Source organism: Labrys sp. E2SS-1L, assembly GCF_057073705.1.
This window is the reverse complement of record NZ_CP172714.1, coordinates 494,802-509,011: the sequence shown is the minus strand read 5'-3', so window position 1 is coordinate 509,011 and position 14,210 is coordinate 494,802. Positions and strand designations below refer to the sequence as shown.

16 protein-coding genes are annotated in these 14,210 nt (G+C 61.4%); 10 read left to right on the top strand and 6 right to left on the bottom strand.

Going from position 1 to position 14,210, the window contains the following annotated elements; all coding sequences use genetic code 11:
* Positions 1 to 14 precede the first annotated feature (14 nt).
* The 4 genes from ACIGJE_RS35280 to ACIGJE_RS35265 all read right to left on the bottom strand — a co-directional run bounded on the left by ACIGJE_RS35280 (position 15) and on the right by ACIGJE_RS35265 (position 3,182).
* The gene (locus tag ACIGJE_RS35280) at positions 15 to 1,217 is read right to left on the bottom strand and encodes a serine hydrolase domain-containing protein (protein WP_394314548.1); all 1,203 of its coding nucleotides are present in this window, start codon (positions 1,215 to 1,217) and stop codon (positions 15 to 17) included.
* A 68-nt stretch (positions 1,218 to 1,285) separates the two neighbouring features.
* The gene (locus ACIGJE_RS35275; RefSeq protein ID WP_311932869.1) at positions 1,286 to 1,486 is read right to left on the bottom strand and encodes a Trm112 family protein; all 201 of its coding nucleotides are present in this window, start codon (positions 1,484 to 1,486) and stop codon (positions 1,286 to 1,288) included.
* 12 nt (positions 1,487 to 1,498) lie between these two features.
* The gene (locus ACIGJE_RS35270) at positions 1,499 to 2,158 is read right to left on the bottom strand and encodes an LON peptidase substrate-binding domain-containing protein (RefSeq protein WP_311932870.1); all 660 of its coding nucleotides are present in this window, start codon (positions 2,156 to 2,158) and stop codon (positions 1,499 to 1,501) included.
* A 127-nt stretch (positions 2,159 to 2,285) separates the two neighbouring features.
* Complete coding sequence (locus tag ACIGJE_RS35265; RefSeq protein WP_415085110.1) at positions 2,286 to 3,182, bottom strand: tetratricopeptide repeat protein; 897 nt, start codon at positions 3,180 to 3,182, stop codon at positions 2,286 to 2,288.
* A gap of 683 nt (positions 3,183 to 3,865) precedes the next feature.
* Here ACIGJE_RS35265 and ACIGJE_RS35260 point away from each other — a divergent pair.
* The 6 genes from ACIGJE_RS35260 to ACIGJE_RS35235 all read left to right on the top strand — a co-directional run bounded on the left by ACIGJE_RS35260 (position 3,866) and on the right by ACIGJE_RS35235 (position 8,434).
* Complete coding sequence (locus tag ACIGJE_RS35260) at positions 3,866 to 4,756, top strand: response regulator transcription factor (protein ID WP_415085112.1); 891 nt, start codon at positions 3,866 to 3,868, stop codon at positions 4,754 to 4,756.
* Between the two features lie 279 nt (positions 4,757 to 5,035).
* On the top strand, positions 5,036 to 5,551 hold the full coding sequence (locus ACIGJE_RS35255) for a hypothetical protein (protein WP_311932872.1): 516 nt from the start codon (positions 5,036 to 5,038) through the stop codon (positions 5,549 to 5,551).
* 449 nt (positions 5,552 to 6,000) lie between these two features.
* On the top strand, positions 6,001 to 6,501 hold the full coding sequence (locus ACIGJE_RS35250) for a hypothetical protein (protein WP_483681325.1): 501 nt from the start codon (positions 6,001 to 6,003) through the stop codon (positions 6,499 to 6,501).
* Between the two features lie 222 nt (positions 6,502 to 6,723).
* The gene (locus tag ACIGJE_RS35245) at positions 6,724 to 7,260 is read left to right on the top strand and encodes a hypothetical protein (protein WP_311932874.1); all 537 of its coding nucleotides are present in this window, start codon (positions 6,724 to 6,726) and stop codon (positions 7,258 to 7,260) included.
* A 99-nt stretch (positions 7,261 to 7,359) separates the two neighbouring features.
* A complete protein-coding gene (locus tag ACIGJE_RS35240; RefSeq protein ID WP_415085116.1) occupies positions 7,360 to 7,731 on the top strand; it encodes a hypothetical protein in 372 nt (123 codons plus the stop codon).
* Positions 7,732 to 7,840: 109 nt separating this feature from the next.
* A complete protein-coding gene (locus ACIGJE_RS35235; RefSeq protein WP_311932876.1) occupies positions 7,841 to 8,434 on the top strand; it encodes a hypothetical protein in 594 nt (197 codons plus the stop codon).
* Positions 8,435 to 8,697: 263 nt separating this feature from the next.
* Here ACIGJE_RS35235 and ACIGJE_RS35230 read toward each other — a convergent pair whose 3' ends face one another.
* Both ACIGJE_RS35230 and ACIGJE_RS35225 read right to left on the bottom strand, forming a co-directional pair.
* Positions 8,698 to 9,213 carry a prolyl-tRNA synthetase associated domain-containing protein gene (locus ACIGJE_RS35230; protein ID WP_311932878.1) on the bottom strand — a complete coding sequence of 172 codons (516 nt, stop codon included), beginning with the start codon at positions 9,211 to 9,213 and terminating at the stop codon, positions 8,698 to 8,700.
* A gap of 129 nt (positions 9,214 to 9,342) precedes the next feature.
* The gene (locus tag ACIGJE_RS35225) at positions 9,343 to 10,107 is read right to left on the bottom strand and encodes an outer membrane protein (protein ID WP_311932881.1); all 765 of its coding nucleotides are present in this window, start codon (positions 10,105 to 10,107) and stop codon (positions 9,343 to 9,345) included.
* Between the two features lie 305 nt (positions 10,108 to 10,412).
* Here ACIGJE_RS35225 and mnmA point away from each other — a divergent pair, with 305 nt between their 5' ends.
* The 4 genes from mnmA (at position 10,413) to ACIGJE_RS35205 (ending at position 14,210) form a co-directional block, all read left to right on the top strand.
* A complete protein-coding gene (gene mnmA / locus ACIGJE_RS35220) occupies positions 10,413 to 11,582 on the top strand; it encodes a tRNA 2-thiouridine(34) synthase MnmA (protein ID WP_415085119.1) in 1,170 nt (389 codons plus the stop codon).
* Positions 11,583 to 11,702: 120 nt separating this feature from the next.
* Positions 11,703 to 12,692 carry a flagellar motor protein MotA gene (locus ACIGJE_RS35215; protein ID WP_311932885.1) on the top strand — a complete coding sequence of 330 codons (990 nt, stop codon included), beginning with the start codon at positions 11,703 to 11,705 and terminating at the stop codon, positions 12,690 to 12,692.
* A gap of 16 nt (positions 12,693 to 12,708) precedes the next feature.
* Positions 12,709 to 13,746, top strand: coding sequence for a peptidoglycan -binding protein (locus tag ACIGJE_RS35210; RefSeq protein ID WP_068297785.1), 1,038 nt, complete (start codon positions 12,709 to 12,711; stop codon positions 13,744 to 13,746).
* Complete coding sequence (locus ACIGJE_RS35205; protein ID WP_415085122.1) at positions 13,743 to 14,210, top strand: GNAT family N-acetyltransferase; 468 nt, start codon at positions 13,743 to 13,745, stop codon at positions 14,208 to 14,210. The genes ACIGJE_RS35210 and ACIGJE_RS35205 overlap by 4 nt, the downstream gene beginning before the upstream one ends.

Here is a 14,210-nt window from a genome sequence, read left to right as displayed (position 1 = left end):
GCGCGCCCCTCCGCCTACGCCAGGGCATCGCGGATCGCCCGGACCGCAGCCAGGCTGGCGCGCGTCCGCGGTGCGTGCAGGAATTCCGGCCAGCTGGACAGCACCACGGCGGCAAACTCGCCGACGGGATCGATATAAATGAGCTGTCCGAACACACCCCGGGCCATATAGGCCCCGCGCTCGACATCCTCGATCCAGAACTGGTTGCGATAGGCGCCCCGAGGGAGAATGTCGCGATAGACGCCCTGGAAGAGATCGGGCCGCGCAGCGAAACGCGTGTCTTCCAGCCAGGAGGACGGAAGGAGGCGCCGGCCCCCGATCTCCCCACCGCCGAGATGCAGCAGGGCGAAACGGGCGTAGTCCCGCAAGGTGGCATTGAAACCACCGTCCGCCAGGCCATAGCCGGCGGAATCGACGGTGAAATAAGCATCTTCCTCGGCCCCCATCGGTGACCAGAGCTCTCGGCTCACCAATTCGGGGAGCAACAAGCCGGTGGCGCTCTGCAGCACGAAAGCCAGCACGTCGGTCTCGACGGAGCGGTAGTTGAAGATGGCGCCATGGACACTTTGGCTGGCCTGGAGTTGCAGGATCAGCTCGAAGACATGGGTCGGCCAGCTCGGATCCTTGCGGGCCTTCCAGCCACTGGCCACGTCCATCTTGGCGATATGCGAATCGAGCGCGGTATAGGTTTCGTCGAACACGACGCCGGTCGTCATGTCGAGCACTTGCTGCACGGTGGCGCCACGATAGGCGGTCGTCTCCAGCTCCGGCAGATAATAGGTGACCGGCGCGGCGGGATCGAGCACGCCGCGCCCGATCAGGATGCCGGCAACCGTACCCACCACCGATTTGGCGACCGATTGCGACAGATGCTGGCTGTGGCTCGTCATGCCGTTGAAATAGCGCTCCGCCACCACTCTGCCGCGATGCAGCACCAGAAATCCGTCGGCGTAATTCGCCTCGAAGAAGCTTCCGATCGTTGCCGGCTGGCCGTCGCTCTCAAAAGCGATCCCATCGATGTCCTGCAAGGCGACCGGCAGCGCCGTGGCCGGCCCCGGCCCACGCCAGACCTGCGCCGTCGGCACCAGTTCCCGCACATGCTGGAACGACCAGCGGTTCCACGGTGCCCGGTCCCAATCCTCGCGTGGGATGGAGGCGGCGCCGAGAACGGTCGGTTCCTGTGTCGATCCTTGGAGCTCCGGCGGGCTGTCATACATTCTCTGCGTCTTCCTTTCGGCTATCGAGGCAAATGAACGGAACGATCCGATCTATTCGATCAGCCGTCCTATTCGATGATCCTTGCCTCCTCGGGCAGCATGATAGGGAAACCATCCCGGATGGGATAGGCAAGCTTGGCGGCGCGCGAGATCAGCTCCTGTTTTTCCGCATCATATTCCAGCGTCGTCTTGGTGAGGGGGCACACCAGCAATTCCAGGAGCTTGGGATCGGTCAGCGGCGGTGGGCGATGCGGTGTCGGCGTGGGCATCGGCACTCATCCTCACTGCAACGGCGTATCGGAGCCGTCGCCGCTCTTGGCAAGTTCGATCTGCGTGATGGCGACCAGGATCTCGGCGCGCTCCCGCAGGCAGGAGGCCTCGAGCAGCGCCTGTTTCTCGCGCCGCCCGAACGGACTCATCATCGACAGCGCATTGACTAGCGCCTCGTTGGAGGCCTCGTGAATGTCGTTCCAGTCAACCTGGAAGCGATTGACGGCAAGATAGGCGCGCAGCGTATCGATCAGGCTCTTGCGGTCGACCTCCTCTTCACCGGCACGCGGGGTGAAATCGATGGCGAAGGGTTCGGCCGTGATACGGCATTGGCGGTAGGCCGTCGTGACGGTTTCCTCCGACAGGACCTTGAAACGCGAGATACCGGTGAGCTGGATGAGGTAGCGCCCATCGCCTGTCTCGGCGAATTGGGTGAGACGCCCGACGCAGCCGACCTGGAACAGGCGCGGCATCGTCTCGTTTTCCTCGTCCTCGGGCTGAATCATGCCGATCAGGCGCGGTCCCTTCAGCACGTCGTCGATCATGGCCAGGTAACGCGGCTCGAAGATGTTCAGCGGCAGTTGGCCACGCGGCAACAGCAGGGCGCCGGCCAGGGGAAAGACCGGAACGACAGGAGGCAGATCGGCCTCCGTCTTGAACAAGGGATGCATCGGCTGCCATTCCTCAAACGGGCCTGGAGGCTGTCATGGCCCAAGGACGGGGCATGACAGTTTCTCAAGGTCGCGACCGCGACCTCCGGGCGGCATCTTACGGCCTGCTGGCGGGCCGCGTCACTATTTATGAGAACAGGATCGACGACAGCCGGCGGCGACCATAGATGGTGTTTTCGTCCATCGGGCCCCAGGCCTCGAAGAACTGCACGAGCTGCTTGCGCGCGCCGTCCTCGTTCCATTTGCGGTCGCGCCGGGCGATGTCGAGCAGCTGGTCGACCGCCTCCTCGCGCCTATTGGCAGCGGCGAGAGCCAGGGCGTAGTCGAACTTGGCCTGGTAATCCTTTGGATCAGCCTCGACCTGGCGCGCCAGCCCTTGCAGATCACCGACATCGCTGGCCTGTTCGGCCAGTTCCAGTGCGGCCCGGGCGCTGGCGATGAGGGGATCATTCTCCTTGCCCTTTGGCGTAAGCGAAAGCGTGGCCTTGGCCTGATCGAGCTCTCCGGCGGCAAGCGCACAGCGCGCAAGGCCGGCGATCGCCTTCAGGTTCTCGGCGTCCTGCTCGAAAATCTGCGCGAAGAGCTGAGCCGCTGCCGCTCCATCGCCTTCGTTGAGCAAGGCTTCGGCCTCGGCCAGCAAGGCCTCCGTGTCCGGATCGCCGCCGGGACCGGCGATCCTGGTGATGAATTCCTTGATCTGGCTTTCGGGAATGGCCCCCATGAAGCCGTCGACAGGCTGACCCTTGGAGAAGGCGAAGACGGCGGGAATCGATTGAACCCCCAATTGCCCGGCGATCTGCGGATGCTTGTCGATATCCATCTTCACCAGCTTGACCTTGCCCTTGGCTGCAAGCACGGCCTTCTCCAGGATCAGCCCCAATTGCTTGCAAGGGCCACACCATTCGGCCCAGAAATCGACCAGCACCGGCTGCTTCATCGATTCCTGAATCACGTCGGCCATGAAGGTCTGGGTGGTGGTATCCTTGATCAGACCGTTGGTTCCGGCAGCGTCGTTGCTCATCATTCCTACCCGCTTGGAAAGCTTCGTCCGCGGTTAGATGGGGGCAAAACGCCTCGAAGGCAACCGTCAGATGCCATTGCCGTACGAAACAATAAATTTCATCTTGCTTGTTGCGAGAATGGAACAAATGAAACTTGGTACCTATTTTTCGCCAATAACCCCCAAAAGGGGTAACGGCGGTAGTCAACCACCAGCAAAACGGCCCCGCAACATATTGAAGAGCGCCACAGGCTGCCGCGTATAGAAAGAAAAGATTGTTGCCTATACACGGACGACTACCGGGATATTTTTGAAGATTAAAGTTTTTTAATCGTATTCGGAAACTTCACTCAAATCACGGCGAATTCACGCCACCCTTAATATAACCTGCATACACGAACCGGGAAGGCTGAAAATCGCCTTTTGCCTCAATATGATACCTTTTGGTGTTGACGATGGGGAAGGTCCCTTTCGGATTAATCCCAAAAGACTTTCGCGAATAGTCGTTTCTGTGAGATAAATGGCACATCGCGATAATCAATATTCTGGCATCCTATTATTCGTGAATCGTTTTACTTTTCGAGCCCCACGGCAAAGAATTTCGTGGCGGCCGATGAAGGTGGCTGCGTGCGACAACCGACCGTGCAGGTTGGCAACGCAGAACAGCCACACAAGTGTAATGGCTAACACCCTAACGACGTATTAGGGTGAAGGCCCAACCCACAAGAAGACTTGTAGAGGAAGTAACGCCAGAACTTTCAAGAGGCCAAATCATGAGTCACCACGTCACCTGCAATGACATGCTGGATTGCCATGATCATAGACAAACGGAGCCAGGCGCGTTGCCTGTTGTGGACCGCAAAGTCGTCTTGCTGATCGAGAGCCGTCCCCTGCTGGGCGAGATCTTTTCCCATGCCCTCAAGGAGGCGGCCGACGATATCGATGTCCGCATCATGGGCGCTCCCGGAGAAGGCGGCACACAAGCCTCGCTCGCCATACTGAGCCTGGTACAGCGCAGCACGGACCCGCTCTTCATCGCCTTCGTCATTCAGCAATTGCAAAACCGTATCGGCAAGCTGCCCCTGCTGGTGGTTACCGACAACAGCGATCCTGCAATCGGACGATTGATGGACGAGGCCGGCGTTCATAGCTGGATCACAGCTTCGATGGGCTTCAATGCCATGGTGAGTGCGATCCGGCAGGGCCTGTCGCTGCCACCACGTGAGGAAGCAGCTTCTCAGCCTATTTCCTATGCGAGCGCGCCTCCCCTGTTTACGGAACCGTCCTCGAGCGCGCCCAAACCGCGGCCCGAACGTCAATTGCGTTCCGACATCCATCTCAGCCTGACCGACCGCGAGATGGACGTCCTCAGCCTGCTCCAGAAGGGCAAGCAGAACAAGATCATCGCGCATGCCCTCAACATTTCCGAGAGCACCGCAAAAGTTCATATCCGCAACATCATGCGCAAATTCCATCTGCGCAACCGGACCGAAGTCGCCCTGATGTGCGGCAGCCAGATGCGCGCACCCGGCACCACCATGATGATCGGGCCCGATTGCGAAGACAGCCAAATGGCCGTTCCTGCCATCGCCTACTGACGACGGCCACAAAAGACGTCCGATGGACCGAGCTGGGTGTGTTGGGGAACTCTGATCCAGCCGTTCCACGCCTTGAAAATTTCCTCTCGAACAATCCGGGGCTTTTGAGCTGCATGGCGCGCATTTGCGTCGCTGCGCGGCAATATTTGGCATGCCCAAATCAATTTTTAGTATATCGCCCTTGATTTAATACCCCTTTGTACTAATTCCAATAGACAAGTTTCTCTACACTGAAAAATCAATAAGCTTAAAACTGTAATCACCGCGGGCTTAAAGCAAATGCTTCTGCTGATTACAGCCTTAAGCACCTCACAAGACAGACTGAGTGGAGAGACCATTATGAAATCGCTTCTCATCGCATCCGCCCTGATCCTGAGCGTTTCCAGCGCCGCGATGGCCTTCAGCGTCGGCAGTGGCAATGGCAACGGCAACGGCAATGTCGGCTTCGGCAACGGCAACGGCAACGGCAACGCCAATACCGGCGCCTTCAACGGCAACGGCAACGGCAACGGCAACTGGGGCGCCCTCAACGGCAACCTGAACGGCAACGGGAATGCCGGCGCCGTCAACGGAAACGGCAACGGCAACGGCAACGCCGGCATCGGAAACGGCAATGCCAACGGCAACGGCAACGTCGGCCTCGGCAACGGCAATGCCAACGGCAACCACAACTTCGGCTTCGGCAACGGCAACGTGAACGGCAATGCCAACTACGGCATCGGCAACGGCAACGTGAACGGCAACCACAACTGGGGCGCCTTCAGCGGCAACGGCAACGGCAACGCCAACCAGTAAGCTTTGCTTGCTCTCAGGGAGCTGGCCCGGCTTTCCTCCCAGCCACTGGTCAGCTCCCGCCTCCCCTGGCGTTCAGCGTTCGCTGCTCGAGCTCTGAAATCTGGATGCGGCACTCCTCCTCCCTCCCTGCTCCGGCGTAGCGTCCTGCGGACGGCCGACGGAAGAGGATCCCGCATCCAGGCCTTTCCGGCCCGGCATCAGGCGGCTCGATCCGACGGACGAACCGCTTCGAACGCTCCGTGCAGGTCCAGTCAGATTGCATCATGGACGGGCCGCGGCAGCGACAGACCGCACCGCCCGATCATTGAACACGCCTCCCGGCCTCCGGGGCCAGGCTGTTTTTCGAGTCGCAAGAAAGGACAGTATCATGCGCACCCTCCTCACGCGGCTGCTGCTGAGTGCGGCACTGGTCTGCACCCCGGTCCTCAGCGCCTATGCGGGATTCGGCAATGGCAACGGCAATGGCAATGGCAACAGCGGAACCGGCAATGGTAACGGCAACGGCAACGGCAATTCCGGTACCAACAACGGCAACGGCAACGGCAACAACAACACCGGAACGGAGTATGAACGGCAACGGCAATACCGGGACCGGCAACGGCAATATGAACGGCAACGGCAACACCGGTATCGGCAACGGCAACATGAACGGCAACGGCAACACCGGAACCGACAATGGCAACTATAACGGCAACGGCAACACCGGTATCGGCAACGGCAACCTGAATGGTAACTTCAATACCGGCACGTTGAACGGCAATTACAACGGCAATTTCAACACCGGCGTCGGCAACGGCAACATGAACGGCAACGGCAATTACGGCATGGGTGATCCCAATGACCCGGATCCGCCCGCCGGCGTGAAGGTCACTGCAACCAGCGCGTCGCCCAGAAATCAGGCCCTGCCCTCAAGCTGCAATATCCAGAACCTGGGTTGCACCTCGCGGTAAGCCGAAGGACGTGAGACGGCGCGCCTTCCTCGGCCTGAAGGCACGCCGGACGATCGCCCGAGGCACGTGATCCCGGCAAAGCCCCATCTTTAGTCCCCCGGCGCCCATCGCCGCGGGACGGGGTCGATCGCATGTCCACGCGCTCCCAGTTTTTCCGGAAATCCGACGACCACAATGGGAAGGCAATGCCTTTCCCGAACCCAGTCCAGGAAAGGTAGAACCATGAGAATCACCGTGTTCCATGCGGCCCTCTACGCCGCCCTCGCATGCACCTCGATCTCCACGGCCTATGCCGGCTTCGGTAACGGCAACGGCAATGGCAACGGCAATGTCGGCGTCGGCAATGGCAACGGCAACGGCAACATGAATTCCGGCATCGGCAACGGCAACGGCAACGGCAACGGCAACTGGGGCGGCTTCAGCGGCAATAGGAACGGCAACGCCAATAGCGGCCTCGCCAACGGCAACGGCAATGGCAACGGCAATTACGGGCTCGGCAACGGCAACTACAACGGCAATGCCAATACCGGCACCTTGAACGGCAACGCCAACGGCAACGGCGCGCCGGACGCCAACGGCAATATTGGCTACGGCAATGGCGGCACCGGCAATATCGGCGCCTATAACGGCCGCGGCAACTCCAGTTCCACCAGCGGCAACAACAATATCGGCGCGCTGAACGGCAACAACAATGGTGGCATGTTCAACGGCAACGGAAACGTCGGTTCGTTCAACGGCAACGGAAACGGCAACCCATAGGAGGCTGCCGAGGCAGCTTCGGCCGGATCGACTGCTGGGTCGGTCCGGCCTTTATGGTTTATACTGAACCACGCCGTCCCTGATCACAGGAATGCAACCATGATCGCAGACCTCGATATCGGCTGTTGGCAGACTCCCCCTACCCCCCAGGTTCCGGCGCTTTCCCGCTGCCATGTCCCAGGCCCGCAGCACGGGGCATCTCAAATCCGGATACTGCGGAGAGATGATGTTATCCTTGTTCAATACAGCGTTGGGCGAGGAAACAACAACGGCAACGGCAATACCGGCAACTTTAATGGAAATTTCAATCAAGGAAACAATAACGGCAATTTCAATTCTGGTAACGGAAACGGAAACTGCTTCACAAGTGACAATAACGAAAACCACAACGAGGCAACGTATAGCTGGGACTACAAGCGTCTCATGAAAGAACTTCAACGCTGCGGCATTACTCCCCGTCAGATTCCTTAGCGATAAAATATTGTATTCATTGCGAAAATCACATTTGTAGCGTAGCCTCCTGTACACCTCATAGACTTTCCAAAAGTTTGTGGGCGTGTTTGTGTTTGGGGGAACGCATATGAAATCGCTTGCGAAGGGTATTGTCTATTTCTTCACCATCGTCATCTTCCTTACCGCTGCCTCGCTGGCACAGGCCCAGAACGGAACTAACAACGGCAATAATTCCGGCGACGGATCCGGCAATGGCAACGGCAATGGCAACATCACCGGCAATGTCGGCGGCGCCACGCTGAACAATCGCGATCGACGCCAGGCTCCCGCGGCGTTTGCCCCGGGCCTCGCGGCGGCCGGCATCGAAGCCTGCCTCGGCAGTGTCAGCGTCGGCGGCTCGGGCGCCGGCTTCGGCTTCAGCTTCGGCACCACCAAGCTCGACCAGGGCTGCAATATCCGCCTCTACGCCCGCACCCTTCAGGCCATGGGCTATCGCAGGGCCGCTACCCAGATGCTGTGCTATGATGCCGATGTTGCCGGTGCCCTGGCAACGGAAGGCATTCGTTGCCAGGTCGGCCCCAGGGCGGCACCATCGGCTGGCGTAGCCGGCGTGCAGCAACCGGCCCAGCGCTATGCCCGCGGGACTACCGCGACCCAAACCGCCTACGCGCCTCGCCGCAAATGTATGAGATACGACATCTTCCGCGGCTGTCTCGACTGAACGGGATCATGCCCGTCGGCAACCCGACGGGCTTTCCACACCATGCGCCGGCACGGGATGTCGGGGCTTGTGCCCAGAGCCATGTTCAGTGGCTCTGGGTACCTTTGATTCTTGGTGCCTTCTGATAATTTTCGCCGAATCCTCGACAGGACGCCTGATGTCGCCAGGTGTTCGAGCCTCGGATGCGCCAGCATCTTCGAGACCCAGCATCTTCGAGACCTGGAATCAGAGCGAGGTGCGCATCGATGGAAGCGCGCTCGGCCTCAGGCGTCCGCCTGCTGAGGCTGCGAGACGGCAAGGATCCTGGGCTCGTGTCCGGTCGCGCGCAGGAAGGCAATGAGGTCTTCGCGGGCGATCGTGGTGGTCTGCGTATTGACCAGCGGATGATGGTTGAGCTTGTCATTCTCGAGCAACGCCTGATCGAGCACCACGGTCACCTGCGCTTCGGTATCGTTGATGGCGCCGAAGGGCGTGACCGCGCCCGGCAACACCCCCCAGACCTGCGTCAGCAGCTCGGCCGAACCGAAGGACACCTTGCCCTGAGCACCGATGATCTCGTGGATGCGCTTGAGGTCGACGCTGGCATCCTCCTCCAGCACCACCAGGAACAGCCGGCCCTTGCGATCCTTCAGGAAGAGATTCTTGGTGTGACCGCCGGCGATCTGCCCCCGCAGCGCCTTCGAATCCTCCACCGTGAACAGGGGCGGATGCTCGACGGTCGTCACTGCGATGCCGAGCTTGGCGAAGAAGGCGAACAGGTCGTCAGGCGTGGCCGGCATGGTTCGGGGTCTCCTGGAAAGGCCCCCTGACTAGAACGACGGGCCGGCTGGCGCAAGGCTGACCGGCCAAAGTAAAAGGGCCCCGCCATACGGGGCCCTCGAAGACAGGATAAATGCTGTCGCGACCGATCAGAACTTGTAGTTCACGCCGGCACGCACCGTGTGCACGGAAACGTCGGTCTTGGCGGTGATCTGGGCGATCTCGCTGTTGGCCTTGATCGTCTCGGCCTTGCCGAGATCGACATAGAGATATTCGGCCCGCACGGTCCAGTTCTGGGTCAGAGCATATTCGGCGCCCGCACCGAGAGCCCAGCCGAACTTGGTCTCCGATCCGGACAGATTGGTGCCGCCGGTGCTGACCTTGGTCTTCACCTGGCCATAGGCAAGACCGCCCGTGCCATAGATCAGGACATTGTCGAAGGCATAGCCGGCGCGCACGCGGGCCGTGCCGAACCAGTTGAGCTCATTCTTCACCGTGACCGGAATGTTCTGAGCACCGATGAAGGTCTTCTTGGTGTCCAGGCCGGCATATTGCAGGTCGGCCTCGGCGCCAATTACCCAATTGGGATCGATCTGATAATTGTAGCCGATCTGGCCGCCGGCGACGACGCCGTTGGCGCTACCCTTGACCTTTGCGGCCCCGCCGTTCAGCCCGAAACCGAGAGCCCTCTCAAGCGTCGGTGCCGCCGCAGTCGGCACCGCCTTCAGATCCGTGTCGAGATTGCCGCGGCCATAGCCCGCACTCAGACCGGCATAGAAGCCTGTCCAGGTGAAGGATGGCACGATTTCCGGTGCGACCGGCTCGACGGGCGGCGGCGCCAGGTCGGCGGCGAATGCCGCTGCCGGCGCGAGAATGACGACGCCCGCAAGCAGAGCATTCCTAAGAATTTGCATTTTAATACCCCAGCACTTGGCACTTGTTACGCTCGAACGCCTGATAGCACCGCCTTTACATGAAATCCTATGACATAAATGCAACACCGGCTTTTTTATTGAGCAATCCATAATAGATATACTTAACAATTATAGTTAACGCCTCAAATAGCACAAAATAATTACGTAGAGTAAGATAGGAACAAACATCGGCAGCGCCGCACCCGGCGGCTTTCGTTCGAACATCGGCGTTCCCCTCGCGGCCAAAATCGCGTAAAGGAGCGCCGTCGCAGAGACCTTGACCCTCTGATGGACGGAAGGATGCCATGTTGAACTCGCTCGACCTGCCGCGCCGGCCGCAGGACACCCGTGTCGTTGTTGCCATGTCGGGCGGCGTCGACTCTTCCGTTTGTGCCGCTCTTCTCAAGGAGCAGGGCTATGACGTGATCGGGGTGACGCTTCAGCTCTATGACCATGGCGCCGCGGTCCATCGCAAGGGCGCCTGCTGCGCCGGCCAGGACATTCACGATGCGCGCGAGGTCGCCGACCGCATCGGCATTCCCCATTACGTGCTCGACTATGAAAGCCGCTTCAAGGAGGCGGTGATCGACCGTTTCGCTGATTCCTATGTTGCCGGCGAGACGCCGATCCCCTGTGTCGAATGCAACCAGCGCGTCAAGTTCCGCGATCTGCTCGGCACGGCACGTGACCTCGGCGCCGACGTGCTGGCGACTGGCCATTATGTTGCCAGCCGTGCGGTGCCCGGAGGGCGCGGCCTGTTCCGCCCGCGCGACGCCGAGCGCGACCAGAGCTATTTCATGTTCGCCACCACCAAGGAGCAGCTCGACATCCTGCGCTTCCCGCTCGGCGAGATGACCAAGCCGGAAACCCGCCAGGCCGCCGAGCGTTTCGGCCTGTCGGTAGCGGCCAAGCCCGACAGCCAGGACATCTGCTTCGTGCCGTCGGGCCGCTACGCCCAGGTGATCGAGAAGCTCAAGCCCGGTGCCGCCGTTCCCGGCGAAATCGTGCATCTGGACGGCCGCGTGCTCGGCCAGCACCAGGGCGTCATCCACTACACCATCGGCCAGCGCAAGGGCCTTGGCATCGCCACCGGCGAACCGCTGCACGTCATCCGTCTCGATGCCGAGGCGGCACGGGTGATCGTCGGCCCGCGCGAAGCACTAGCGACGCGCCATGTCGCCCTGCGCGATGTGAACTGGATCGGCGACGGCGCGCTTGAAGACCTGCCTTCCGAAGGCCTGGAGATCGCGGTGCGCGTGCGCTCCACCCGCGCGCCCAAGCCGGCCTTGCTGCATTTCGGTCCGGAAGGCCCGACGATCGAGCTTGCCGAAGCCGAGGACGGTGTTTCACCCGGACAGGCCGCCGTGTTCTACGACCACGCCGATGGCCAGGCCCGCGTGCTCGGTGGCGGCTTCATTCGGGGCGCACGGCCGCAGACCGTCTTCGCCTATGGCGGCCAGACCGCTGCAGCCTGATCCGGCCCGGCGCGCCATTGAGCGCGTGCTTTCGGTCCTTGCATTGCGTTAAGCTCTGGCCGAAAAGGAGAGCCCTCCTGTCGAGGGTTCGCGTGTGGATTGTTGAAACGGCGTGGTGCGATGGCCAGAGACCTTGATCCCTACAAGCTGTCTTCCCCCCGGATCTTCTTCATCCGCATGCTGATCTTTCTGGTGCTGGCAGCCTGCGTCACCGCCGTGCTCTATCGCCAGCTGTATATCGCCTTCATGGCCAATCCCGGCCTCAACGGCCTGATCATCTTCACGCTGCTGCTCGGCATCGTCTTCGGCTTCCGCCAGGTGATCCGCCTGTTGCCGGAAGTGCGCTGGGTCAATGCCTATCGCCTGCGCGATCCCGGCCTGGAGCTTCGGGACCAGCCGGTGATGCTGGCACCGATGGCGACATTGCTGGGCGACAAGGTCGGCCGGCGCTCGATCTCGCTCTCCACCCTGCGCTCCATCCTCGAATCGATCGGCATGCGCCTCGACGAGCAGCGCGAGGTCTCGCGCTATCTCACGGGTCTCCTGGTCTTCCTCGGCCTGCTCGGCACGTTCTGGGGCCTGATCGAGACCGTGGGTTCGGTCGGCAACGTCATCAATTCCATGTCGGTGGGCGGCGGCGACGCCAGCACCGTGTTCGAAAGCCTGAAAAGCGGCCTCGCCGCCCCGCTCAAGGGCATGGGCGTGTCATTCTCGTCCTCGCTGTTCGGCCTTGCCGGCTCGCTGATCCTCGGCTTCCTCGACCTGCAGGCCGGGCAGGCCCAGAACCGCTTCTATACCGAGCTCGAGGACTGGCTCGCCGCCACCGTGACGGACATCGAGGCCGAAGGCCTGGCCCGCGGCGGCTCGGACGGCGAGATGGCAGCCATCAAATCGGCGATCGAGCGCATGGCCGACGGCTCGCGCGAGGCCGGTTCCGGCCGCAATGCCACCGCCGCCATGGCCCAGCTCGCCGAGGGCATCCAGGGCCTGGTGCAGCATATGCGCTCCGAGCAGCAGATGATCCGCGACTGGGTCGAAAGCCAGGCCGAACAGCAGCGCGACATCAAGAGCGTGCTCGAGCGCCTGACGCAAGAGCGCGAGAAGAACTGATGCCGGAGTCAGAGTAATGCCGCTTGGGCGCAGCCGCCGTCGCGGCGAGGGCATCAATTACTGGCCGGGCTTCGTCGACGCCCTGTCGACCCTGCTCCTGTCCATCATCATGATTCTGTCGATCTTCGTGCTCGGCCAGTTCTTCCTGTCCCAGGAAGTCACCGGCAAGGACGAGGCGCTCAACCGGCTCAATGCCCAGATCGCGGAATTGTCGCAGCTGCTTGCGCTGGAACGCACCAATGGCCGCAACGCCCAGGAACAGCTGTCGGTACTCACCAGCGGCCTCGACAAGGCCAATGCCGACAAGACGCGCTTGCAGGGCCTGCTCGACGACGCCCAGAAGGATGCCGCAGCCGCCAGCGCCCAGGGCGGACAGGTCGCGCAAATCCAGGGTGAGCTCGACAGCCAGAAGCGCATTTCCGACCAGGCGATGGCGCAGGTCGAACTGCTCAATCAGCAAATCTCGGCCCTGCGCCGCCAGATCGCCGCGCTGGAACAGGCCCTCGACGCCTCCGAATCCAAGGACCGCGAGAGCCAGACCAAGATTGCCGATCTCGGCTCGCGCCTGAATGCGGCGCTCGCCCAGCGCGTGCAGGAACTCTCCCGCTTCCGTTCCGACTTCTTCGGGCGCCTGCGCGAAGTGCTCGGCAACCGTCCGGATGTCCGCATCGTCGGTGACCGTTTCGTCTTCCAGTCGGAGGTGTTCTTCCAGGCGGGGCAGGCCACGCTGCAGCCCGAGGGCAAGGCCGAGATGGACAAGCTCGCAGCCGCCCTCCTCGACCTGCAGGACAAGATTCCCACCGATATTCCCTGGGTGCTGCGCGTCGACGGCCACACCGACGACCGGCCGATCAACTCGCCGCAATTTCCGAGCAACTGGGAATTGTCATCCAGCCGCGCCATCTCCGTTGTGCAATATCTGATGTCGAAGGGGATCCCGGCACAGCGCCTCGTCGCAGCCGGTTTTGCCGAATTCCAGCCGATCGATACCGCCGGTACCGACGAGGCGCGCAAGAAGAACCGCCGCATCGAGCTGAAGCTGACCGAGCGATGAGCATGACCGCCGTCACGCTGCGCCGGGCCGGCGCAGCCGATCAACCCGCTCTATGCTCGCTGTGGTGCACAGCCTGGCAGGAAACCTATCCCGCCTTCGACTACCAGGCGCGCTGGCCTGGAATGTGGGCCCATTGGCAGGGATCTCAGGCTGAGATCTTCGTGGCGTCACGCGAGGACGCCGGGGCGAGCCCGATCATCGGCATGCTGGTGCTGATCCAGAAGGCAGGCGACGTGCTGGAACTGGAACAGATCGCTTTGCCATCCAGCGAACGGGGCAGCGGCACCGCTCACCTGCTGATGCTGTTTGCCAAGCAGCAGGCTCGCTCCGTCCTGCGCCTCACCGTCAATGCCTTCAACGACAGGGCGATCCGCTTCTATGAGCGCGAGGACTTCGAGCGCATCGGCAGCGGCGTCAACCCCGCCTCCGGCCTGCCGACCTTCGACTATGAATGGCGGCGCTGA

Excerpts from the sequence above, each read along its gene's own strand:
- ACIGJE_RS35280 (WP_394314548.1), bottom strand. The coding sequence starts at position 1,217 with ATGTATGACAGCCCGCCGGAGCTCCAAGGATCGACACAGGAACCGACC.
- ACIGJE_RS35275 (WP_311932869.1), bottom strand. The coding sequence starts at position 1,486 with ATGCCCACGCCGACACCGCATCGCCCACCGCCGCTGACCGATCCCAAG.
- ACIGJE_RS35270 (WP_311932870.1), bottom strand. The coding sequence starts at position 2,158 with ATGCATCCCTTGTTCAAGACGGAGGCCGATCTGCCTCCTGTCGTTCCG.
- ACIGJE_RS35265 (WP_415085110.1), bottom strand. The coding sequence starts at position 3,182 with ATGATGAGCAACGACGCTGCCGGAACCAACGGTCTGATCAAGGATACC.
- ACIGJE_RS35255 (WP_311932872.1), top strand. The coding sequence starts at position 5,036 with ATGCTTCTGCTGATTACAGCCTTAAGCACCTCACAAGACAGACTGAGT.
- ACIGJE_RS35250 (WP_483681325.1), top strand. The coding sequence starts at position 6,001 with ATGGCAACGGCAATGGCAATGGCAACAGCGGAACCGGCAATGGTAACG.
- ACIGJE_RS35245 (WP_311932874.1), top strand. The coding sequence starts at position 6,724 with ATGAGAATCACCGTGTTCCATGCGGCCCTCTACGCCGCCCTCGCATGC.
- ACIGJE_RS35240 (WP_415085116.1), top strand. The coding sequence starts at position 7,360 with ATGATCGCAGACCTCGATATCGGCTGTTGGCAGACTCCCCCTACCCCC.
- ACIGJE_RS35235 (WP_311932876.1), top strand. The coding sequence starts at position 7,841 with ATGAAATCGCTTGCGAAGGGTATTGTCTATTTCTTCACCATCGTCATC.
- ACIGJE_RS35230 (WP_311932878.1), bottom strand. The coding sequence starts at position 9,213 with ATGCCGGCCACGCCTGACGACCTGTTCGCCTTCTTCGCCAAGCTCGGC.
- ACIGJE_RS35225 (WP_311932881.1), bottom strand. The coding sequence starts at position 10,107 with ATGCAAATTCTTAGGAATGCTCTGCTTGCGGGCGTCGTCATTCTCGCG.
- mnmA (WP_415085119.1), top strand. The coding sequence starts at position 10,413 with ATGTTGAACTCGCTCGACCTGCCGCGCCGGCCGCAGGACACCCGTGTC.
- ACIGJE_RS35215 (WP_311932885.1), top strand. The coding sequence starts at position 11,703 with ATGGCCAGAGACCTTGATCCCTACAAGCTGTCTTCCCCCCGGATCTTC.
- ACIGJE_RS35210 (WP_068297785.1), top strand. The coding sequence starts at position 12,709 with ATGCCGCTTGGGCGCAGCCGCCGTCGCGGCGAGGGCATCAATTACTGG.
- ACIGJE_RS35205 (WP_415085122.1), top strand. The coding sequence starts at position 13,743 with ATGAGCATGACCGCCGTCACGCTGCGCCGGGCCGGCGCAGCCGATCAA.